The sequence below is a fragment of the Streptococcus timonensis genome (assembly GCF_047460355.1).
Taxonomy (GTDB): domain Bacteria; phylum Bacillota; class Bacilli; order Lactobacillales; family Streptococcaceae; genus Streptococcus; species Streptococcus timonensis_A.
This window is the reverse complement of sequence record NZ_JASHGL010000006.1, coordinates 57463-80179: the sequence shown is the minus strand read 5'-3', so window position 1 is coordinate 80179 and position 22717 is coordinate 57463. Positions and strand designations below refer to the sequence as shown.

18 protein-coding genes are annotated in these 22717 nt (G+C 41.4%); 2 read left to right on the top strand and 16 right to left on the bottom strand.

Annotated features, from left to right (window positions below):
- A partial coding sequence (locus QM941_RS09270; RefSeq protein ID WP_414340280.1) for an endo-beta-N-acetylglucosaminidase occupies window positions 1-4741 on the bottom strand: 4741 nt, incomplete at its 3' end.
- 302 nt (window positions 4742-5043) lie between these two features.
- Here QM941_RS09270 and QM941_RS09265 point away from each other — a divergent pair.
- Complete coding sequence (locus tag QM941_RS09265) at window positions 5044-6675, top strand: Na/Pi cotransporter family protein (protein WP_414340278.1); 1632 nt, start codon at window positions 5044-5046, stop codon at window positions 6673-6675.
- Between the two features lie 96 nt (window positions 6676-6771).
- Here the strand turns inward: QM941_RS09265 and QM941_RS09260 are convergent, their stop codons facing one another.
- The 12 genes from QM941_RS09260 to QM941_RS09205 all read right to left on the bottom strand — a co-directional run bounded on the left by QM941_RS09260 (window position 6772) and on the right by QM941_RS09205 (window position 14443).
- Entirely contained in the window at window positions 6772-7068 is a 297-nt protein-coding gene (locus QM941_RS09260; protein WP_414340276.1) for a bacteriocin immunity protein, read from the bottom strand.
- 24 nt (window positions 7069-7092) lie between these two features.
- Window positions 7093-8157 carry a glutamyl aminopeptidase gene (gene pepA, locus QM941_RS09255; protein ID WP_414340274.1) on the bottom strand — a complete coding sequence of 355 codons (1065 nt, stop codon included), beginning with the start codon at window positions 8155-8157 and terminating at the stop codon, window positions 7093-7095.
- A gap of 114 nt (window positions 8158-8271) precedes the next feature.
- Window positions 8272-8508 carry a membrane protein insertion efficiency factor YidD gene (gene yidD / locus QM941_RS09250; protein WP_025170542.1) on the bottom strand — a complete coding sequence of 79 codons (237 nt, stop codon included), beginning with the start codon at window positions 8506-8508 and terminating at the stop codon, window positions 8272-8274.
- Complete coding sequence (locus QM941_RS09245) at window positions 8508-9233, bottom strand: pseudouridine synthase (protein WP_414340271.1); 726 nt, start codon at window positions 9231-9233, stop codon at window positions 8508-8510. The genes yidD and QM941_RS09245 overlap by 1 nt, the downstream gene beginning before the upstream one ends.
- On the bottom strand, window positions 9220-9789 hold the full coding sequence (scpB, locus tag QM941_RS09240) for an SMC-Scp complex subunit ScpB (RefSeq protein WP_281137664.1): 570 nt from the start codon (window positions 9787-9789) through the stop codon (window positions 9220-9222). The genes QM941_RS09245 and scpB overlap by 14 nt, the downstream gene beginning before the upstream one ends.
- Window positions 9786-10541 (bottom strand): segregation/condensation protein A, encoded by a 756-nt coding sequence (locus QM941_RS09235; protein ID WP_414340270.1) that lies wholly within the window; start codon window positions 10539-10541, stop codon window positions 9786-9788. Before QM941_RS09235 ends, scpB begins: the two co-directional genes overlap by 4 nt.
- A complete protein-coding gene (gene xerD / locus QM941_RS09230) occupies window positions 10541-11275 on the bottom strand; it encodes a site-specific tyrosine recombinase XerD (RefSeq protein WP_414340269.1) in 735 nt (244 codons plus the stop codon). Before xerD ends, QM941_RS09235 begins: the two co-directional genes overlap by 1 nt.
- Window positions 11272-11733 (bottom strand): cyclic-di-AMP-binding protein CbpB, encoded by a 462-nt coding sequence (gene cbpB, locus QM941_RS09225; RefSeq protein WP_414340268.1) that lies wholly within the window; start codon window positions 11731-11733, stop codon window positions 11272-11274. Before cbpB ends, xerD begins: the two co-directional genes overlap by 4 nt.
- Window positions 11730-12251: a metallophosphoesterase gene (locus QM941_RS09220; RefSeq protein ID WP_414340267.1), complete on the bottom strand. Its 522-nt coding sequence runs from the start codon at window positions 12249-12251 to the stop codon at window positions 11730-11732. Before QM941_RS09220 ends, cbpB begins: the two co-directional genes overlap by 4 nt.
- Window positions 12227-13198, bottom strand: a complete 972-nt coding sequence (locus tag QM941_RS09215; RefSeq protein WP_414340266.1) for a nucleoside-triphosphate diphosphatase — start codon at window positions 13196-13198, stop codon at window positions 12227-12229. Before QM941_RS09215 ends, QM941_RS09220 begins: the two co-directional genes overlap by 25 nt.
- Window positions 13195-13989: a glutamate racemase gene (racE, locus tag QM941_RS09210; RefSeq protein ID WP_414340265.1), complete on the bottom strand. Its 795-nt coding sequence runs from the start codon at window positions 13987-13989 to the stop codon at window positions 13195-13197. The genes QM941_RS09215 and racE overlap by 4 nt, the downstream gene beginning before the upstream one ends.
- A gap of 208 nt (window positions 13990-14197) precedes the next feature.
- Window positions 14198-14443 carry a YneF family protein gene (locus QM941_RS09205; protein WP_414340264.1) on the bottom strand — a complete coding sequence of 82 codons (246 nt, stop codon included), beginning with the start codon at window positions 14441-14443 and terminating at the stop codon, window positions 14198-14200.
- Window positions 14444-14730: 287 nt separating this feature from the next.
- Here QM941_RS09205 and QM941_RS09200 point away from each other — a divergent pair, with 287 nt between their 5' ends.
- Window positions 14731-20061, top strand: coding sequence for an SIALI-17 repeat-containing surface protein (locus QM941_RS09200; protein WP_414340263.1), 5331 nt, complete (start codon window positions 14731-14733; stop codon window positions 20059-20061).
- Window positions 20062-20358: 297 nt separating this feature from the next.
- Here QM941_RS09200 and QM941_RS09195 read toward each other — a convergent pair whose 3' ends face one another.
- The 3 genes from QM941_RS09195 to QM941_RS09185 form a co-directional block, all read right to left on the bottom strand.
- A complete protein-coding gene (locus tag QM941_RS09195) occupies window positions 20359-20559 on the bottom strand; it encodes a mechanosensitive ion channel protein MscL (protein ID WP_414340262.1) in 201 nt (66 codons plus the stop codon).
- A 151-nt stretch (window positions 20560-20710) separates the two neighbouring features.
- Window positions 20711-21637, bottom strand: a complete 927-nt coding sequence (locus tag QM941_RS09190; protein ID WP_414340261.1) for an ATP-binding cassette domain-containing protein — start codon at window positions 21635-21637, stop codon at window positions 20711-20713.
- Between the two features lie 10 nt (window positions 21638-21647).
- Window positions 21648-22715, bottom strand: coding sequence for an ABC transporter ATP-binding protein (locus tag QM941_RS09185; RefSeq protein WP_414340259.1), 1068 nt, complete (start codon window positions 22713-22715; stop codon window positions 21648-21650).
- Between the last annotated feature and the right edge of the window lie 2 nt (window positions 22716-22717).

Here is a 22717-nt window from a genome sequence, read left to right as displayed (position 1 = left end):
TTTGAAGAGGCATGCGGTTACCCTTACCATCAACTTCGAAGAAGCGACGAACCTGGCCTGCTTGACCTGCTTGAACTAGACGACGTTCACCTAACAAGAGGTCTGAGGTTGGACGTTCTTGGCGGTCGAAGGCTACTGATTCTTCCTCGGTGACAACCTCTGGTTTTTCAAGAATCAAATAACCAGATCCTTCTAGTGGCTCTACACGGCTTTCTACCTTAGTACCAACCTCAACAATCTCAGTCACAGATTCCTTAACTACTTCTGTTTGAAGAGGCGTGCGGTTACCCTTACCATCAACTTCGAAGAAGCGACGAACCTGGCCTGCTTGACCTGCTTGAACTAGACGACGTTCACCTAACAAGAGGTCTGAGGTTGGACGTTCTTGGCGGTCAAAGGCTACTGATTCTTCCTCGGTGACAACCTCTGGTTTTTCAAGAATCAAATAACCAGATCCTTCTAGTGGTTGTACACGACTTTCTACCTTAGTACCTACTTCGACAATCTCTGGCAAGGCTTCCTTGACTACTTCTGTTTGAAGAAGCGTGCGGTTACCCTTACCATCAACTTCGAAGAAGCGACGAACCTGGCCTGCTTGACCTGCTTGAACTAGACGACGTTCACCTAACAAGAGATCTGAGGCTGGACGTTCTTGGTGGTCAAAGGCTACCTCTTGTTCTTCAACCACTAACTCAGGTAGAGTTTCAACTGTCGGACTTCCTTCTCCTTCTTGCATACTGCCGACATGATGAACTTCAGGAACAAGTAGTTTTTTCTCAAGTTCTTGCTTCATATCAGCAAAGGCTTGAGGCGTTGGCGTTGCCGAAGCAATTAAGGCTGTTGCTTGACCTAGTATTGGATCAGTTGCATCTTTCTCACGAACTTTCGCGACTAGGTTTTCCAATTCTTGCTTAGCAGCTTGGTAAACCTGAGTTCCATTCAAGTCAGAACCTGCTTGTTTCAAGTCATTTAAGGCTTGGTTGACTGCTTCTTGACTAGCGTCGTGGTTTTCTAAGATAGCTTTCGCTGCATCTATTTTCTCTACAAGCGCTGCTTGTTTTTCAGAATCCGCAAAGGTATAGGCTGTTGTTTCTTTTCGACCTTGAGCAGTTGTGATTTCTTGTTTCAGGTATTCATCATTGACAGCTGCTTTTGGTGAAACCAAGACATCAAATTCAAGGATTTGACCTTGGTAATGCAATTGAAGTTTTTGACGGCCAGTCTTTTGCGCATCGTAACCTGTAATCTCTACACCTTCATCTGTAAAGCTATGTTCTGTTTCAGTTTCATCATCGTACAAGACCTTGAAACGTCCTTCAGACAAGTCAAGAGCATCGCCTACAAAGTAGTCAATTTTCGGTTGTTTGCTAACATACAAGGCTACTGCTTCTTTAGGTTTAGCCTCGTCGGCAGTCACTGTAACCTTCAAGTTTCCTGCAACCGGAACTCCTAGGTAAGTTAATGTTAATTCTTGCTCTCCATTACGGTGGGCATTATAACCATTTACGGCAATGCCGGCATGAGTCAAGTTAATCAGCTCATCAGCTTCACCACCTTCGTATTGAACACGGACTAGACCACCTTTAAGATTCAAATCCTCACCTTCTTGGTAAGTTGTCTTTTTAGGTGCTTGTTCAAGGCTGACAGCCTTAATCTTTCTATCATCCTGAGGAATTGTGACTGCTAGTATATTACTGATTTCTTTACCTGGTAACTGAGTACGGTAGTAAAGAAGGCTTGGACGATTCTCAAAACTCAATGGTTCTGTCGCTAAATCTCCACCATTCTCGCTCTTCAAGGTTGCGATTGGTGTTTGTGAATCTGCCTTGTCATAGACTGTAATGGTTGCTCCAGCAGGAACTTCTGAGAATCCAAGCTGGACCTTATTGTCAGCAAGGACACGAGCAGCCACTTTTGCCATTGGAATGTTTTGGCTTTCTGTATCTAGGCTTTCGTACATCTTCCAGTTGTAGATACGGATAGCTTTCCATGGTGTACCATTATCCGATGTGATAACGTTCAAGCGCCAGTCTTGAGCTGTAATTGGGCTATCCAGGGTAATATCTGACACATGGGCTTTATTGCCACGAACTTCCTTAGCTAGCTTCCATTCGCCAGCTTCATCTTTGTAGTAAAGGTCAAAGTCTTTGGTGTTCATCAAACCATCATTGACAGACTCTCCACCAGCTCCTGCGTGATCCATGACCCATCTCACAACACTGCGAGGTTGTGTCAAACGAATATCAACACTACCACTCAATTGAGCCGATGACCATTTGTCAGATAGACTAGTGATGGTACCGTTCAACATTCCTTCGATTCCTTCCCCACCTTCAGTATTCGGGAAGGTGCTGCCAATCACGGTTGCTCCTGGGACAATGTTTTTAGCCAAAGGTCTTGGAAGACTTGTATCTTTAACGGTCATTCCCCATTCAAATATTGTTGTAGCAGCTTCAGAACGAAGACCATTCTTCCCCACAGCGACAACCTTCAACTCTTGGCTTGTTCCTGTTGCACTTGCTGAACGACTAACTTTTGGCAAGTAGATGGTTGTAGCCGATGATCCTGTTAATAGGCGCCAGTTGTCTCCATCTTTTTCATAAACTTCATAGAAGTCCGCATCTTTATGACCAGTAAATTGGACAACTGCCTCAGCTTCTTGGGCATTTTTCAGAGATTGTTTGGTTACTTTAAGAGCAGTTGGTGCTTGAGGTGCCTCTTGATTATCTGACACTGTCAACTCACCCAAGTTAAATTGGTAATCCTTAAGAGCAGCAGTATTTTCAAAAGTAAGTTTGATACCGTAAATGGTCTGACCTGCCAAGGCACTCAAGTCAAATTCGTCTTTTGTCCAATCGTCAGATAGAGTCAGTTCTTTACGAGCATTCTCGCCACCATAAGTATAGTTTTTCTGAGTCGTAAATTCTACATAGACCTTGCTTCCTTTACCGCCTTTATGGGCAACACGGAGTTTCGTTTTATCTGTTACTTCCAGTTTTGTAGAGTAGAGACGAACATCTTGGTTGGTATTTTCAGCTAAATCACCCGCAAACTTGAGCGAATTTCCTCCATTGTAGGCATCTTCAAAGTCATAGTCAGCTTGGAGTTTAGCAGCTGAGGATGTTTGCCACCAGCGCCATGTAGGCAAGATACCTGATACAGAACGATAGTTCCATTCAGAATTCTTGGAAACTTTACCATCTACAAACCATTTTTTACCATGTCCAGTGTTAAAGGATGTTGTGAAGCTACGTCCAACTGCTGGTGTGCGGTCAGCTACGAGGTTGGCAATCCCGTACCAGTCCTTATCCTCTGGTTTTTGACCAGTTGGATCTCCTTGATAACCTGTAAAGAAGATGTTTTCATTCTTATGATAGTCTTCGCCTGTCTTACCAAGACTCGTGATAGTATCAGGTGCAAAGAGGCCAAGTGATAAGCGAAGCTTGCCATTTTCATCTAGAAGGGCATCCCATTTTACCTTAGTCTTATAAGAACCACCTTGTTGTAATTCCAAACCAGCAAAGACATCGTACTGGCTACGCTCTAACCATTTTGCCATAGCTACAGAGTAATCATTTTTCTCTTTGGTCCAGTTAAAGTTGGCAAAGAAGTGATCCGCAGGAACCTTGTCTCCCTCTTTTTGCATGAATGGATAGTTGTACTCGCCTAGTCCATCTTCGTGATATCGACCATATTCATAAGTCATGGCATCATACCAAGAATACTTGACTGGATGGTTGACTCGTGCTGCATATTCCTTAGTATAGAGCATAAAGTCACGCATTTTCTTACCAAGGGGTGATACGATATCTCCTGTTGTTTCTTGGTTAATAAAGTAACCATCAAATCCATAGTATTTAGCCAAGTCTACCAATTTACGAGCAATAGGGAAAGTACCATCCTCATCTTGTTGAAGGGCTGCTGCAAATTTTTCTTGGTCTGCAATGCTATTTGACCAGTTGAAGAAGAGTGTACCCAATACAGGGACACCATTACGGTGACCAGCATCAATCACGTCCGGAGTTGGAACGAGTCCTTCCCAGAAGACCATTGAATTCAAGTATTGCCAGTAGTCGAAAGCATAGGCTTTAAACTCTTCACCACCTACAGAAGCGTGGTCTTTAGCCTTAGAGTTGGTATTGGCAAGAGCTTCAACCTTGGCATCCTTATTGGCTTTTTCGTTAACTACATGTCCACGATAGCGCTTGGCTAGTTCTACTGAAGAGCGGTTAATAGCATCGTCTTCGCGAGCACCTGGTTCCCATTTCAACAAATCTTCCCATGTATCAAACTTAATTTCTTTTGGTCGAAGACTTTTTTCTTCTTTCTTAGGAACATCTGAGACAGTTGCTTTCTCTTCAGCCTTATTTTCTGTAGCTACAGGTGTTTCTTCAGCCTTAGGCGCTTCAGCAACCGGGCTAGCTACTTCCTTATCAGTTGCAGTCAATTGGTCCAAGGTTGGTTTTTCTTCTGAAATAGGTTGTTCACTAACCTTGTTTTCCGTCTCTTCCAACTGCTTTAATACCTCAGGTGAAGCTGTAGTTGGTTGCTCTGATGTGGCAGGAGATGCTTGCTCTGTAGCCACAGCAGCAGTAGTAGTTGTTTCATTCGCTGGGATTGCAACTTCTTCTGCTAGAGCTTGGTTGGCAAATAAAACCGAACCAATCATCAAAGAGCAGGCACCCACTGACAATTTTCGAATACTATAGCGGCAACGTTTTTCAAAAAATGGATTCTTCATCTTTTTCTCCTTTTACTTCCAGAAAGTAAGCGCTTTATTTTTGTTTTAAAAAAGTAGCTGCCCTAATAAAGATAATAGAACAGTTCATCTCCATTTTACGCTATTTAAGGGAAGAGTCAATCATAGTACAAAAAGAACTATAAAGAAGTGAAGAAATGATATAAATTTGACAATCTTCTGAACTTTTTTTCCTTAAAATTGATATTTTTAAAAAAAATATTAAATAGCACTTGTTAGATTTACTTTAATCCTTTAAAATAGAATGGGAGAGATTCCGCGATTATTTTTCGGAGGAAAAAGAAATGTCCATTAATTGGCAGGAAATTGCATTTCACTTTTTAGGTGGTCTGGGACTATTCTTGTATAGTATCAAGACCATGGGGGACGGTTTGCAACAAGCAGCTGGAGATCGTCTTCGATTTTACATTGACAAATATACCAGCAATCCTTTCTTTGGAATTTTAGTTGGAATTGGGATGACTGCCCTGATTCAATCTAGTTCAGGGGTTACAGTTATTACTGTCGGTCTTGTTAGTGCGGGACTATTAACCTTACGTCAAGCTATCGGTATTGTCATGGGTGCCAATATTGGAACCACAGTTACATCCTTTATTATCGGTTTTAAACTGGGAGACTACGCTTTACCTATGCTCTTTCTCGGAGCTGTCTGTCTCTTCTTTACCAAGAATCGCTCTATTAATAATATCGGACGAATCATCTTTGGTGTCGGTGGTATCTTCTTCGCCCTTAACCTCATGAGTGGCGCTATGGAACCTCTCAAGGATCTACAAGTCTTCCGTGACTACATGGTAGAATTGAGTAAAAATCCAATCTTAGGTGTCTTTGTCGGAACGGGATTAACCCTTCTGATTCAAGCTTCTTCAGCAACCATCGGTATCTTGCAAAATCTCTATGCTAGCAACTTGATCGATCTTCAAGGAGCCCTACCGGTTCTCTTTGGTGACAACATCGGTACTACCATCACTGCTATCATCGCTTCACTTGGAGCAAATATCGCTGCCAAACGTGTTGCTGCTGCCCATGTGGCCTTCAACGTTATTGGAACCATTATTTGTATTATCTTCCTTGTACCTTTTACGGCTTTGATTCAATGGTTTGAAGGTGCCCTTAATCTCGCGCCAGAGATGACTATTGCCTTTGCCCATGGTACCTTTAACATTACCAACACAATCCTCCAGTTCCCATTCATCGGAGCCCTAGCCTTCGTGGTTACTAAGCTCATCCCTGGAGAAGATGAAGTTGTCAAATACGAGCCACTTTATCTTGACCAACAGCTAATCAAGCAAGCGCCATCTATCGCACTTGGTAATGCCAAAAAAGAACTCTTACACTTGGGTAACTACGCTGCTAAAGCCTTTGACCTTTCTTATGACTACATCATCAAATCTGATGAAAAGTTGGCAGAAAAAGGTCACAAAACTGAAGAAGCTATCAATACTATCGATGAGCAATTGACTCGTTACCTCATCAGTCTATCTGGTGAAGCCTTGAGCCAAAAAGAAAGTGAAATTTTAACTAACATCCTTGACTCTTCACGAGATTTGGAACGTATCGGAGACCACGCTGAAGCTCTTATCAATCTTAACGATTATTTGCAACGCAAGAATGTTCAATTCTCTGAGGCTGCATTAGATGAGCTAGCTGAGATTTATCTTAAAACGAGCGAATTTGTCAAAGATGCTCTTGAAAGTGTAGAAAACAACGATCTTGAGAAGGCTCAAGCTCTTATCGAGCGTCACGAAGATATCAACAAGATGGAACGTGTCCTTCGTAAGACTCATATTAAACGTCTTAATAATGGTGAATGTTCTACTCAAGCAGGTGTCAACTTTATCGACATCATTTCCCACTATACTCGTGTATCAGACCACGCTATGAACCTTGCTGAAAAGGTTTTAGCAGAACAAATTTAAAAGATAAGAAGCCACCTTGACTTAGGTGGCTTTTTCATCTCTTACTCGAGAGTATCTTTTCTAACGTATAGAAAAATGCTTTGATTCACAATGGAATCAAAGCATTTTAAATAGTTCTCCAATCATAAAGGCAGATGCAGCAGAACCTCTATACTTGGCTTCTTCTCTTTTGATAAAGCGAGCAAGATTGACTAACTCTGGCGCTGGGGTCTTGGGATTCTTGAGAAGTTCAAGAGTGACCAGACCTGATAGCCGTACTGCTAGCAATCGCTCATTGGTACTAGGCAATTGCTTAGCAGTCTCTAGAAGTGCAGCAACTAGATCTTCACTCAGGTTTTGACGGGCATTATTGTAAAGGTCCCGTATCAAGGTTTCTAGGTTTGATTCTTCCATACCTATCACCTCCATCATTTCTGTTTAATAATTTTTAATCAAATCTACTGTAGAACGATCCAATTTTTTAACCAAGGCTTGTAAGAAAGCTTGAGCTTCAAGGAAATCATCCATTGCATAAAGGGTTTGGTGAGAGTGGATATAACGAGCACAAACACCAATTGTTGTTGATGGTACTCCACCATTTTTCAGATGAGCTGCCCCAGCGTCAGTTCCACCTTTTCCACAGTAGTATTGGTATTTGATGCCAGCTTCTTCAGCAATTGTCAAAAGGAAATCTTTCATGCCTGGGAGAAGCAAGTGACCTGGATCGTAGAAACGAATCAAGGTTCCATCACCAATCTTACCTTGACCACCATAAACATCACCAGCAGGTGAACAGTCAACTGCCAAAAATACTTCTGGATCAAATTTGGTTGTTGAGGTATGAGCACCACGAAGTCCAACTTCTTCTTGGACATTAGCCCCAAGATAAAGTTCATTGCCTAGTTTTTGGCCTGACAAGTTTTCTGCCAATTCACTCACCATGAGAACTCCGTAGCGGTTGTCCCAAGCTTTGGAGATGATATTTTTTTCGTTAGCTGTTAGGATTGCGCTACTATCTGGAACGATTGTGTCTCCAGGGCGGATACCAAAACTTTCGGCCTCAGCCTTATCCGCAAAACCACCATCAAAGACGATATCTGAAATAGCTGGCATGGTTGGCCCGCCTGTCCCACGAGTCAAATGTGGAGGTACTGAACCTGAGATGACTGGAATTTCACGTCCTTGGCGCGTAAAGAGTTTAAATCGTTGGCTGCTGACAACCATCGGGTTCCAACCACCGATTTCAACTACTCGGAAGGTTCCATCTGGTTTGATTTCACTCACCATAAAACCAACTTCATCCATGTGAGATGCTACCAAAACACGAGGTGCATCGACTGCTTCTGAGTGTTTGATACCAAAAATACCACCTAGGCCATCAGTCACTACTTCATCCACGTGAGGAGTTATCTTCTCACGAAGATAAGCGCGTACAGGTGCTTCATGACCTGAGATAGCAGAAAGTTCTGTTACTTCTTTGATTTTAGAAAATAATGTTGTCATTTCTATCCCTTCTTTCTTTCAACCATTTTACCACTTTTTATAGGAGAAGTGTAGTGAAAATCATCAATCTATAGATCTATCTACACCAAAAAAGAATCACGACTGTGATTCTTTTTATTTTGAATTTCTCTTTAAAGAAAAGTGGTCTGGTACGGGATCCTTACCTATTTCAGACCAAGGATGACATCGCAATATCCGTGCCAATCCCATCAGAACCCCCTTAAATCCATGCTTTTCAATAGCCTGAATCATGTAGTTTGAACAAGTAGGCTCAAATCTACAAGAAGGTGGGAATGCAGGGGATATAAAGCGTTGGTAAAAGCGCACAGGCGCAATTAAAATTCGTTTCATTATTTATTAGTTGTTACAGCCATGGTGTGTAGTTGGCTGATTTCTTTTTTGTTAAGACGACGGGATTCACCTGGACGGAGACCTGTCAAGTCTAGGTGTCCAAAACGTGTCCGAGACAACTTATCCACTTGAAGCCCAACTGCTTCAAACATCTTTTTAACCTGGTGGTTACGTCCTTCATGGATGGTCAACTGTACAACAGAACGGTTTTTAACAGGATCTACTTTGAGAATTTCGTAGACGGCTGGCTTAGTCTTCTTGCCATCAATCTCAAGACCACGAGTTAAGGGGCGCAGATTTTCCTTGTTAGCAATCCCTTTTACACGCGCAACATAGACCTTATCGATTTCATTACGTGGGTGAATCATCTCGTCTGTAAAGTCACCATCATTTGTCAAAATCAAGACACCTGATGTATCCCAGTCCAAACGTCCAACTGGGTAAATACGTTCTTTGACATTGGGCAAGAGGTCAACAACAGTCTTACGTCCCTTATCATCTGTCACACTAGAAATCACACCGCGTGGTTTATTGAGCAGATAGTAAACCTTTTCTTCGTTATAGATGGGTTGACCTTCAACTTCTACCTTATCTCCAGACTTAATGGTTGTCGCTAATTCACATACTACCTGACCGTTAACGGTCACCAAGCCTTGCTTGATCAACTCCTCTGCTTTTCTCCTACTGGCCACACCTGCGTGGGCAATATATTTATTGATTCTCATCTTCTTCTATCCTTTCACCAAATAATTGGCTTTCTTGTGCTTGAATTTCAAGCTCATCAATCACAGGCAATTCTTCCAAATGGTTAATACCCATGTAATCTAGAAAATAATCCGTAGTTACATAGAGATTAGGGCGTCCAAGTACCTCTTTTTTCCCATCTTCTCGTATCAAATCGAAGGCCTGTAACTTAGCTAGAGCTCCGCTTGAATTAACCCCACGAATAGCGTCAATTTCTATACGTGTGATAGGTTGCTTATAAGCAATAATGGATAAGGTTTCAAGCGCAGCCCGAGATAGGCTCTGGTTGATTGGCGCCTTAGAATATTCTTTTAAAATATCAGCAAATTGAGGCTTGGTCACCAATCTGTAGGCACCTCCTGTCTCAATCAGGGCCAAACTAGAATCCTGGTCTTTTTCATACTTTTTGGCTAATTTTTCAAGACTCTGCTGAATACCTGTTGGAGGTAGTGAGAGGAGCTCTGCTAACTGGCGAGCCCTAATTCCATCTTCACCCGACACAAACAGGAGTGCTTCTATTTTTGCTAAAGTACTCATACTTCCTCTCTATCAAGCCTGGCCTGGCTTTGCTCTGCTTGATTTTCCTCATTCTTTTTCATGAGATAGATATCTCCAAAACTCTCTTTTTGAATCAAGAGAATTTCTTGGGTTTTAATCAACTCCAGGGTCGCCAAAAAGAGTGTAATGACCTCTTGTAAATCCTTGGTTTCTTTAAACAAATCCTGCAAACATAGCTGTTGCCCTTCTACCAAGGCTTCCCGAACGATGAGCATCATATCCTCAATCTTGTACTCATCCCGTAAAATAGTTGTATGATTTTTTGAGAATTCTTCCTTTTTCTTGGTCAGTAAGGTTGAAAAGGCTAAGAAAAGATCAATCGTGGTCTTATCATGCACAAGTTCTGCATCCTCGTAAATCAACTCTGTCGGTGCTTTAGAATAATACTGGGCTCGATCTTGGTGCTTAGCTTCCAACTGCTCTCCCAAAAGTTTAAACTTACGGTATTCTTCGATTTGAGAAAGGAGGTCCTGTTCAAGATCATCTTCTAAATCTGTCAGTTCTGCAACCTTTGGCAAGAGCTTACGACTTTTGATAAGCATAAGCTGGCTAGCCATAACCATATATTCACCTGCTACTTCAAGGCGCATAGCTTGTAAGGTAGATACATAGGCTAGATACTGCTCGATAACTTCTGTAATGGGTACATCATAGATATCCATCTGGTACTTGGAAACCAAGTACAAGAGCAAGTCTAAAGGCCCTTCAAAATCTTTTAATTTAATATCCATTATCTATATTTTTCTAAGGTCATGACTGTTTTTAATCCTAGTTTTTTTGCAATTTCGTACAAATCGACCTTGTTTTCTACTTGTCGTAGGATAAACTGTTCCCGCAAAGCTTGGGCTGATAAGTCCGGGAAACCTTTCTCCGTCACAAATGACTCTAACTGGCGAAAGGCCCATTGACGAGAATATGGCTTACCAGTTTTTTCAAAGAGGTAGGTCTGTCCCATCAAGGGTTCTAACTCTGCAAGTAATTTTGTGGGAAGACTTAAGATTCTTTGTTGAGAGGCTTTATTGATTCTCAACACTTGAAAATCTAGATTCACATCACTTGTTTTTATAGCTAGAATTTCACTAGGCAAGAGGCCCAATTCAACTATCAATAAGGCTATTAAACGCCCTTCTGGATAGGTACTTTCTTGCCAGAAAGAACTCCAGTCTAAAAGCTCTGACTTGACTTGTTTTTTCTCAGCCTGTTTCGGCAATTCCAAACGATAAAAGGTGCCAATCTTTCCTTTCTGATATAAAAAGTAAAGAAATTGGTTGCAGGCTGAAATCTTACGTTTCTGGGCACTAATTTTCAATTCCGACAGTTGAGCTTGATATATCTTGAGGCTGGTCTCTGTAATTTTCTGGTCAACAAGCTCTAAAAACTGCTCTAAATCATATCTATAAGACTGTTTAGAATTCGGCGACAAGCCTTGTTTACTATCTAAAAATATTGAAATCCATTCTCTCATTTGTTTCGAATCTCATATTCCTTATTAAATTCGTGCAAGAGGGCATTGACCGCCTTGAGAATAGACTTACGCGTGATAATTCCTTGGAACATACCCTCATCATCTACTACAGGCAAGAAGGGCTCATCTACTAACTTATGCAAGACCTCTGTGATGTTGTAGTCTGGAGCGACTACTGCCACATCTTTTTTGGTCATGTGAACAATATCAGTTGAAGCCATCTGCTCATCGGTCAAACCTTGCTCCATTTGATATGCCAAAATATCTCTTAAACCAATGGTCCCCACAAAGCGTCTGTCGTATGTCACAACAGGAATCCGAGAATAAGTAATCTGACTCAAGACCAAAATGGCATGATCAGCATTATGGCTATCAATCAAGGCTGCTAGCTTTTCTGCCGGAGTCAAAAAGGTTTCCTCTTGCTCCAGTAAAAAGAGTTCAAATTCCTTGGCAATCATCGAACAAACTCCTTGGACAAGCCTGGGTAAATCTCATGATTACGTGTTAAAAAGTCCACTTTGAAACTCTTGTCATCAATCTCTACACGCGCATAGAGACATTCTCTGATGGTTCCCCGTGGTTGACTGATAGAACCTGGATTTAGAAAGAGAGTCTTGCCTTCCATCCAAGCACTTGGCACATGCAAGTGCCCGTAAAGACAGATATCTGCCTCTTCTTCTTGAGCCCAAAAATCTAATTTTTGAAAATTAAAGTTAATATCAAACAAGTGGCCATGAGTCTGGATAATCTTAGTAGGTCCTAACTGAGTCACGAGTCGTTCTGGATAAGCTGCATAAAAGTCCATATTGCCTTTTACGACATAAATACCTTCCCATAGTGGTGACTCTGGACGTAACTCTGAATCACCATTGTGAAAAATAGCATCGACTTTCCCTAGGTAACGATCGCGGATTTCTTCCACAATCAAGCTATCTCCATGGGAGTCGCTCATTACAATGATGGTTTGCTTTGCCATGATGGAAATACCTCCAAAAGTTTCTTAACGGCTAAGGCACGGTGAGATTGACTATTTTTTTCTTCAAGGGTTAATTCAGCTGATGACTTGCCTGTTTCTCCTACTAGGAAAAGAGGATCATAGCCAAAACCATTTTCACCCTTAGGTTCAAAGTTAATGTAGCCTGGCCAATCAGCTTCGACCACCAAGCTTTCCTTACCTGGGCTAGCCACAACCAAAGTGGTGTGGAATTGTGCCGAACGGTCCTTGAGGTCAAAGACCATGGCTAATTCGTGTAAGAGTTTGGCATTGTTTTCTTGATCACTTGCTCCTACTCCTGCGAAACGAGCTGACCAGACCCCCGGCAATCCACCGAGGACGTCAACTTTAAGACCAGAGTCATCTGCCAAAACCATCTTACCTGTTAACTGGGAAATGGTTTCTGCCTTCAGACGAGCATTTTCTTCAAAGCTCATACCTGTTTCAGCAACTTCAGGCAGATCTGGATAATCATTTAGATTCTCCACATCATATCCTAGTTTGTCAAAAATAGCTCGAAATTCCTTGGTCTTACCCTCGTTACGAGTCGCAATCAGCAAAGTTTCTCTGACCTTACTAGTTTCAAAGAAGGCTTCCACATCGACTCCTTCTTTAGGCAATTCCACATACAAGAGTTGCCCATTCTCAACCAAGAGCAGAGCTCCTTGACGTTGAATAACCTCCAAGTTTCGGCCTAATTCTTGATTGAGCATATCTACCACAAATGAGAGCAAACGATAAGGGGAACCATATCGTAAAACAGTGACTGAAATCGGGAAACCGTAGTCTTCATCTCCAAATATTTTGGCGAATTGAAACAGAGGAAACTCTACCTCATCATCCGTCAAAGTCCGAATACCACCAAAAACACCATAGGATCCAACATACCAGTCCTGGTCATCCTTATATTCATAAATTTTATTTGTCATAATGTTACATGCTCCACATGAATCTCTTTTTCCAGCCATTCTGCTCCTATCTGGGCAAAACTTTGGCTACTAGCTGTTGTGTAAAAATGGTGTTGCAACGATCCTGCATCCCGGCTACGATTAATTTCAAAATAGTTGAGCAAGACAGAGATATCCCGTACACACTCGGCTCCACTATCGATCAGTTTTACATCCGGTCCCATAACATTTTGAATGATGGGCCTCAGCAGTGGATAGTGGGTACAGCCCAAGATCAAACTGTCCACCTTGCCCACCAAGGGACGCAATGTTTCATAGACTACTTTCTTAGTTACACTAGTCGATAGGGCCCCAGACTCAACCAAGGGAACAAACTTAGGACAAGCCAAACTTTCCACTTGAAGGTCTGGATCTAGGTCCTGAATCTTTTTACGATAAATATCTGAGGTTACCGTCATGGGTGTTCCAATAACACCAATCTTGCCTCCTTGAGTAGACTTAATAGCCGCTGAAGCTCCAGGCAAAATCACTCCTAAAACAGGGATATCCAGCTTGGCCTTAACTTCTTCCCAAACGACTGCTGTTGCAGTGTTACAAGCAAGGACAATCATTTTGACATCCTTGGTTAAGAGAAAGTTAACCAACTGCCACGTATATTCACGGATTTGTTCATCAGAACGTGGTCCATAGGGCGCCCTCGCCGAATCTCCAATATAGACGATTTCTTCATGGGGAAGCTGGCGCATGAGCTCACGCACAACGGTCAAGCCCCCAACACCCGAATCCAAAAAACCAATTGGTCGATTATCCATAGAGTCTTCTTTCTAATCCTCTTTTTTCTCATTGATAGTTCATTATGATTAACACGATTTTTAGGCAATTACTGACAGGTCAAAAAAATCAACTGCCTCCCTCTTAATCATAATCAAATATCAATAGAATGCAAGGAAAACGTCTCATCTTTGAGAACTATTGAACATAGTGAGAAGTCTGGAACTTTCATCCCAGACTTTTCCTTATTTATTTCTTTTTGTTTTTAGCAAGAGCTGCTTTTTGTTGACGGATGATTTGGTGGTAAACTTGTTGTACCTTAGCTTCGCTTGGTTTTTGACCATTTGCGCTCAAGAGGGTACGAACTGCTTCTGCATTCAAACGTGGGTTATCAGCAAATTCTTTTTCAATTTGCTTGCGCACCAAGTACATTCCTCCAAGAGCTCCACCTAGAAAAGCTAAAACAATCAAGACAATTGCTAAAATAAGATCCATAATATTTCTCCTGTTTCTTTTTGAGTCCTCTATATTATACCATAAAGTCATTTCCCTGACTAGTTTGTTTTATGGTTTCAGCCACTGTGATTTCCTAAGTAATTAGCAAATACTTCATACTTAGTAAAACTTAGTAAAATAACCTCGTTTTCCTTGAAAGCCCTTGCAATAGTTTCATTTATTTGTTATATTAAGACTATCCGAAAACAAATCACATATATTTCTGAAAGACCTATTTTTTTTATAACAAAATGTATGCGCTTCCAGATAAAAGAAAGGAGAATTTTGTGGATAAAAAATATTGGGAAAAATCCTGTAAGTATAGCATCCGAAAATTAACTGTTGGAACTGCTTCCGTATTACTTGGAGCTATCTTTCTGGCTACAAATACTGTTGCTGCAGATAGTATAGAAATCAAGGAAAAGGAAGCAACCATTACCGAGACTGCGGTTAATATAGATCAAAAAGTGGAGGAAACCCTTCCTGCCAGTACAGATACTAAGCCTGTGGTTGAACTAACTGATAAGATAGACGAAACAGAGAAAGAAGCACCTCAGACAAGCAGTCAATCAGAAACGAGTCCTGTTACACCTGCTGAAAATACAGAGAGCGAGAAACCAGAACTTCCTGTGAACAAGCAAGAACATTACGAATTACATTACAATCAACCAACAGCTCCTTCCTATGACGGATGGGAAAAACAAGCCCTACCTGTTGGAAATGGAGAGATGGGAGCAAAAGTCTTTGGCCTCATCGGTGAAGAAAGAATCCAGTACAATGAAAAGACCCTCTGGTCTGGAGGTCCACAGCCTGATAGTACTGACTATAACGGAGGAAACTATCAAGACCGTTATAAGGTTTTGGCAGAAATCCGTAAAGCTCTCGAAGCTGGAGACAGACAAAAGGCGAAACAACTTGCTGAACGTAATTTAGTAGGTCCTAACAATACCCAGTATGGTCGCTACCTATCCTTCGGTGATATCTTTATGGTCTTTAACAACCAGAAGAAAGGGATAGATACTGTTACAGATTATCACCGTGGATTGGATATTACAGAAGCCACTACGACTACTTCTTATGTTCAAGACGGTACTAGCTTTAAACGCGAGACCTTCTCAAGCTTCCCAGACGATGTTACTGTCACTCACTTGAGTAAAAAAGGGGATAAGACCCTTGATTTTACACTCTGGAATAGCTTGACAGAGGATTTGATTGCGAATGGCGATTACTCTTGGGAATATTCGAATTATAAACAAGGAGCAGTTACCACTGATTCTAATGGTATTTTGCTCAAGGGTACTGTTAAGGACAATGGCCTTCAATTTGCTTCCTATCTTGGTATCAAGACTGACGGACAAGTCACTGCTCAAGATGGTTATTTGACTGTTACAGGAGCAAGCTATGCAACACTGCTACTCAGCGCTAAGACTAATTTTGCTCAAAATCCAAAAACCAATTATCGTAAAGACATTGATCTAGAAAAAACGGTCAAAAATATCGTAGAGACTGCAAAGGCCAAGGGCTACGAGAAACTCAAGGAAGATCATGTCAAAGACTATCAAAGTCTCTTCAATCGAGTACAATTAAATCTCGGCGGTAGCAAGTCTAATCAAACTACAAAAGAAGCTCTTCAAACCTATAATCCAACAAAAGGACAAAAATTAGAAGAACTCTTCTTCCAGTATGGACGTTACCTACTAATCAGCTCTTCTCGTGATAAGACAGACGCCCTTCCTGCAAACTTGCAAGGGGTTTGGAATGCTGTAGATAATCCACCATGGAACTCTGACTACCACCTCAATGTCAACTTGCAGATGAACTACTGGCCTGCCTACATGAACAATCTTGCTGAAACAGCCAAGCCCATGATCAATTACATCGATGACATGCGCTACTACGGCCGTATCGCTGCCAAGGAATACGCTGGTATTGAATCTAAAGAAGGACAAGAAAATGGTTGGTTAGTTCATACCCAAGCTACTCCATTCGGCTGGACAACTCCTGGTTGGAATTACTATTGGGGCTGGTCTCCTGCTGCCAATGCTTGGATGATGCAGAACGTCTACGACTACTATAAATTCACCAAGGACGAGACCTATCTAAAAGAAAAGATTTATCCAATGCTCAAGGAAACTGCTAAGTTCTGGAATTCCTTCCTGCATTATGATCAATCAAGTGACCGTTGGGTATCTTCTCCATCCTACTCACCAGAGCATGGAACTATCACTATCGGGAATACCTTCGACCAGTCTCTAGTTTGGCAACTTTTCCACGACTACATGGAAGTGGCCAACCATCTGAAAGTGGATCAAGACCTTGTAACAGAAGTTAAGGCTAAATTTGATAAGTTAAAACCACTTCATATCAACCAAGATGGTCGTATCAAGGAATGGTACGAAGAAGACAGCCCTCAATTCACCAACGAAGGTATTGAAAATCATCACCGTCACGTTTCTCATCTGGTCGGACTCTTCCCTGGTACCCTATTTAGCAAGGATCAACCTGAGTACCTTGAGGCTGCGCGTGCTAGCTTGAATCACCGTGGTGATGGAGGAACGGGTTGGTCTAAGGCCAATAAAATCAACCTCTGGGCTCGTCTCTTAGATGGAAATCGAGCACATCGTTTACTTGCAGAACAACTCAAGTCTTCAACCTTAGAAAACCTCTGGGATACACACGCACCTTTCCAAATCGATGGTAACTTTGGTGCAACCAGCGGTATGGCAGAAATGCTCCTTCAATCACACACAGGTTATATCGCACCATTACCAGCCCTTCCAGATGCATGGAAAGACGGGCAAGTTTCAGGTCTTGTAGCCCGTGGCAACTTTGAAGTCAGCATGAAATGGAAAGAGAAAAATCTTGAAACCCTATCTTTCCTTTCTAATGTTGGTGGAGACTTAGTCGTAGACTATCCAAATATCGAATCTAGTATCATCAAGATTAATGGCAAGGAAGTTCAAGCTAGTCGCCTCAAAGATAACCGTATCCAACTTGCGACTCAAAAAGGGGATGTCATTACCTTTGAAAACTTCCCTGGACGAGTGACTCGCTTATCTGCCCTTCGAAAAGATTCTGTCACAGCTGAACTCGATTTTAACACAGTTGCGGGAGCAAGTCATTATGTCATCCGACGAGAAAGCAAGGATGAAAACAGTCAAACTCCTAGCGTTCGTGAGTTTATCACCAACCAAACTCACTACATCGATCGCTCGATTGATTCTAGCCATGCCTATACTTATACCGTTAAGGCTATGCTAGGGGATCGTACAACACCAGTTTCAGATCCTGCTTCTATCGATGCCTTCAGTGAGTTGATGGATGACCGTGACAAACGCATCCAGTACGGCTCTGCCTTTGGAAATTGGTCTGACGCAGAATTATTTAGTGGTACAGAAAAATTCGCCGATATCTCAAACGGAAATTACTCCGATAAGGATGCGACTGCAACCATTCCATTCAATGGACCTGGTATTGAAATCTATGGTCTCAAGTCATCTCAATTGGGACTGGCTGATGTTAAAATTGATGGTAAATCTGTTGGAGAACTTGATTTCTATACAGCAGGAGCAACTGAAAAAGGTGTCTTGATTGGACGTTACACAAATCTATCTTCAGGTCCTCATTTGATGACCATCACAGTTAAGCGCGAGCACAAAGGACGTGCCAACGAGCGTGCAAAAATTTCTCTCGATTACTTCAAAGTCTTCCCAGGACAAGGAGAATCTGTTGAAAAAATTGACGACCGCGACCCTCGCATCGAGTACGGATCTGTGTTTAAGGATTGGAGCGATGCAGAGCTCTATGCTTCTACAGAGAAGTATGCCGATATCAACGCAGATGACAGCCTCGCTTCTGAAGCCACTGCAACCATTCCATTCTCTGGTACAGGTATCCGAATCTATGGACTGAAATCATCATCTCTAGGCAAGGCACTTGTCACAATCGATGGCAAAGAAATGCCAGCTCTTGACTTCTACACCCCAGGAGCAACTGAAAAAGGTGTCTTGATTGGAGAATTTACCAATCTATCTGACGGCGATCACGTTCTTACTCTAAGAGTGGATCCAGATTCTCCAGAGGGTAGAAAGAAAGTTTCTCTTGATTCCTTTGATATCTTAAAAGCTCCGTCCGTATCACTCGATAGTCCCAGCCTTGACCCTATCAAGCCTGGTGATAAGACAGTTTCTCTAACATTACCAAGCGGGGATTGGGAAACTATCTCTATTAAATTCCCTGGCATTAACGATTCACTTCTAGTTCGAAAAGTCGATGAAACTCATGTTAGCACATCTGGTGATCAGAAACAATTAACAATTCAAGATAATAAAGTGCAACTTAACATCCCTGAGACAACTAACCGTAAAGCCGGTAATCCAATAGAAGCTTACGCTATTTTAGGAAAAACAAGAAGTAGCGCTGTTGTCACAGTCTTTCCGAAGGATGAAACTGCTCCAGTTGAAGAAAAAATCCTTACAAGTAAAGGTGACCAACCTGCTCCTACTGTAGAGATTCCTGAATATACTGGACCTATTGGCACTGCGGGAGAGCAAGAACCACCTACTCTTGAAATTCCTGAATACACTGAACCTATCGGCACTGCAGGAGACCAGGAAGCACCTTCTGTGGTAATTCCTGAATACACCGAACCTATCGGCACTGCAGGAGACCAGGAAGCACCTTCTGTGGTAATTCCTGAATACACCGAACCTATCGGCACTGCAGGACAAGAAGAACCGCCATCTCTTGAGATTCCTGAATATACTGAACCTATTGGCACTGCAGGAGAGCAAGTACCGCCGTCTCTTGAGATTCCTGAATATACTGGACCTATCGGCACTGCGGGAGAGCAAGTACCGCCGTCTCTTGAGATTCCTGAATATACTGGACCTATTGGCACTGCAGGTACCCAAGAAGCACCTTCTGTAGTAATTCCTGAATACACTAAGCCTATTGGTACTGCAGGTACCCAAGAAGCACCTTCTGTAGTAATTCCTGAATACACTGAGCCTATTGGTACTGCAGGTGCCCAAGAAGCACCAAGTATCACACTTCCTAAGTTTCAACTCAAAGTAATGAAAGATAAGACTACAGGAGCTCAAATTATTAGTGGTACAAGTGAACTAGGAAATGCTGCTTATCTTGAAAGCAAAAAAGTAGAAAATCAGGAACTTTTAGGCAAGAAATACGATGCCTTTACCCTTCAACTCAAGGATAAAGATAGTCAACCAGTTCAACCAACAGGTCCTGTACTTGTCCGATTACCAGCAACAGGTACTATCCAAGAACTCTATCAATTCACCTCAACAAAAGATTTGAAACCTCTAGAATTTACAATTCGAGATGGTATGATTGAGTTTATTAGTCCTGAGTTGAATACCTACGCTATTGTTTATAAGACTGAAGTCTCAACTGCACAATCAGTCCAAACTAACAAGGAAAAAACAAATGTTGAAGACACAAAACCATTGGTTCAAAGAAAAGAAACTAATGATACAGTCTCTACAAATGAAAAGCAACTTCCAGCGACAGGTGAGAAAACGAGTCATCTCCTCTTTATGGTAAGCCTCAGTCTTGCCCTCACTGCAACTTTCTTACTACAAGAGAAAAGAGACTGATCTTAAGAAAGTAAGATTATTGCACCCATGGAACTCGAAAAGGATGGAAATCTCCATCCTTTTTTTATGTTACAAAATTTTATCAGTAAGTGAGATTCGCTAGATTCCTGATTATCGTACAAGAATCCTTAACATTTTTCATACTCTTTTAAAATACTTTAAAAAATAAATCAAGAATACCCAAAATAAACTTTATAAAAATATACTGGACTATAAAGCTAATCACGTACCAGATAACTTTTACTATAGCAACAATTGGTTTTATAAAAATAAGTAATAAAACTACCCATACAAATTTCATTTTTTATCTTCCTTTCTAGGAAGTCCAAGAATCCATGGTAAGGAAGAACTTAGTTTTAAAGCTAGAATCAATCTAGTCAACTCCAATACTTCTGACTCTGATTCCTTCTTTTCAGTTAATGATTCCATCCCCTTTACCCAAAGGTAAGCTCCGATAGTTCTAGCAAGATCAGTAAATAAACTTGGTTGATGATCCATTTGATTCTCCCTTGCTTAATCACACTTATAATCACTTACTTCTTATTACATTTAGTATATCAAATTGTTAAAGATAATCAAGTTTTATAACTAAAAGAAAAAAAGTTTCATAACCTTGATCGATAGTATCAACCAAGATTATAAAACTTTATTATTTCATATCATTTTTATATCGTTCCAATTCAGCTTGGTTAGCCCAAACATAGTGACCTGGACGAATCTCAACCATTGAAGGTTTATCAGTCTCATAGTTATGTTGACTTGGGTCATAAACTTTCAAGACTTTTTTACGTTCCAAAATTGGGTCTGGAATCGGTACTGCAGACAAGAGAGCTTGAGTATATGGGTGGATAGGATTGTTGAATAATTCTTCTGTCTCGGCCACCTCAACAATGACTCCCTTATAAATAACCGCAATACGGTCAGAGATGAAACGAACCACTGACAAGTCATGGGCGATAAAGAGGTAAGTCAAGCCCAACTCTTTTTGGAATTTCTTGAGCAAGTTCAAAACTTGGGCACGAACAGAAACGTCCAAGGCTGAGATTGGCTCATCCGCAATAACAAAGTCAGGTTGCATGACCAAGGCACGGGCAATCCCGATACGTTGACGTTGCCCACCTGAAAACTCATGTGGATAACGAGTCAAGTGTTCTGCCAAAAGTCCAACTTCGCGGATGATGTTTTTAACCTTTTCTTCTCTTTCTTCCTCATCTTTAAACAAATGATGGTTGTAGAGACCTTCAGAGATAATGTAGTCAACTGTCGCACGCTCATTCAAGCTGGCAGCAGGGTCCTGGAAAATCATCTGAATACGACGGATAATTTCTAAAGCTTGCTTACGTGATTTCTTCCCATTGATTTTTTGACCGTCAAATATAATATCACCTTTGCTAGTATTATTCAAACCAATAATAGCACGACCAATGGTAGTCTTACCACTTCCTGATTCACCAACTAGAGAAAATGTTTCCCCTTTATTGATAAAGAAGTTGGCATTCTTAACAGCTACAAACTTTTTACTTCCTTCACCGAAGGAAATCTCTAAGTCTTTAATTTCTACTAATTTTTCAGACATTTCCTTCCTCCTAGTTTTCAAGATGTACAAGACCCATTCTCTCACGAATCTTGTCATGTAAATCTGCAATTACAGCTGGCTTTTCAACTTTTGGAGCTCGTTCATCAAGCAACCATGTTTTAGCCCAATGAGTATCTGACACCTTAAACTGAGGTGCTTTTTCTTCGAAATCGATCTTCATAGCATAGTCAGAACGAAGGGCAAAAGCATCTCCTTTCAACTCTGTATAAAGTGATGGAGGTGTACCAGGAATTGAGTACAATTCTCCTTTGTCGTCTGCCAACTGTGGCAAGCTTGACAAAAGGCTCCATGTATAAGGGTGGCGTGGATCGTAGAAAATTTCTTCAACTGTACCATACTCAACAATTTCACCCGCATACATGACCGCAACCTTATCAGCGATACTTGCTACAACACCAAGGTCGTGTGTGATAAAGATGGTTGTAAAGTGATATTCATGTTGAAGTGATTTCAACAAATCAATGATTTGGGCTTGAATAGTCACATCGAGGGCTGTTGTAGGCTCATCACAGATAAGCACATCCGGACGACAAGCTAGAGCGATAGCGATAACGATACGTTGACGCATCCCACCTGAATACTGGAAGGGATATTCGTCGAAACGTTTTTCAGAATCTGGTATACCAACCTTGTTCATGTAGTCGATAGCCATCTCTTTAGCTTCCTGAGCTGTTTTCCCTTGGTGTTTAATGATAACTTCTGTAATCTGACTACCAATGGTTTTGATTGGGTCCAAACTAGTCATTGGGTCTTGAAAGATAGTAGCAATCTTAGCACCACGAATCTTCTCCCAATCTTTGTGAGAAGTGAGACTTGTCAAGTCTTGTCCACGATAGTCAATTTTACCTTGAGCAACACGCCCGTTTTCTTCCAACATTCCTGTGAATGTTTTAGTCAATACAGATTTTCCTGAACCAGACTCCCCAACCAAGGCTAGAACTTCCCCTTCAATCAGGTCAAGAGAAACTCCGCGGATAGCTGTCAAAACTTTGTCACGAACGTCAAATTCCACGACAATATCTTGAGCAGATAAAATTACATTTTTACTATTTGTCATTT

Coding starts and splice junctions, on each gene's coding strand:
- QM941_RS09185 (WP_414340259.1), bottom strand. CDS start 22,715: ATGACAAATAGTAAAAATGTAATTTTATCTGCTCAAGATATTGTCGTG.
- xerD (WP_414340269.1), bottom strand. CDS start 11,275: ATGAGAGAATGGATTTCAATATTTTTAGATAGTAAACAAGGCTTGTCG.
- QM941_RS09220 (WP_414340267.1), bottom strand. CDS start 12,251: ATGGCAAAGCAAACCATCATTGTAATGAGCGACTCCCATGGAGATAGC.
- QM941_RS09215 (WP_414340266.1), bottom strand. CDS start 13,198: ATGACAAATAAAATTTATGAATATAAGGATGACCAGGACTGGTATGTT.
- pepA (WP_414340274.1), bottom strand. CDS start 8,157: ATGACAACATTATTTTCTAAAATCAAAGAAGTAACAGAACTTTCTGCT.
- QM941_RS09265 (WP_414340278.1), top strand. CDS start 5,044: ATGTCCATTAATTGGCAGGAAATTGCATTTCACTTTTTAGGTGGTCTG.
- QM941_RS09260 (WP_414340276.1), bottom strand. CDS start 7,068: ATGGAAGAATCAAACCTAGAAACCTTGATACGGGACCTTTACAATAAT.
- QM941_RS09205 (WP_414340264.1), bottom strand. CDS start 14,443: ATGGATCTTATTTTAGCAATTGTCTTGATTGTTTTAGCTTTTCTAGGT.
- QM941_RS09245 (WP_414340271.1), bottom strand. CDS start 9,233: ATGAGAATCAATAAATATATTGCCCACGCAGGTGTGGCCAGTAGGAGA.
- yidD (WP_025170542.1), bottom strand. CDS start 8,508: ATGAAACGAATTTTAATTGCGCCTGTGCGCTTTTACCAACGCTTTATA.
- scpB (WP_281137664.1), bottom strand. CDS start 9,789: ATGAGTACTTTAGCAAAAATAGAAGCACTCCTGTTTGTGTCGGGTGAA.
- racE (WP_414340265.1), bottom strand. CDS start 13,989: ATGGATAATCGACCAATTGGTTTTTTGGATTCGGGTGTTGGGGGCTTG.
- QM941_RS09190 (WP_414340261.1), bottom strand. CDS start 21,637: ATGTCTGAAAAATTAGTAGAAATTAAAGACTTAGAGATTTCCTTCGGT.
- cbpB (WP_414340268.1), bottom strand. CDS start 11,733: ATGATTGCCAAGGAATTTGAACTCTTTTTACTGGAGCAAGAGGAAACC.
- QM941_RS09235 (WP_414340270.1), bottom strand. CDS start 10,541: ATGGATATTAAATTAAAAGATTTTGAAGGGCCTTTAGACTTGCTCTTG.
- QM941_RS09195 (WP_414340262.1), bottom strand. CDS start 20,559: ATGGATCATCAACCAAGTTTATTTACTGATCTTGCTAGAACTATCGGA.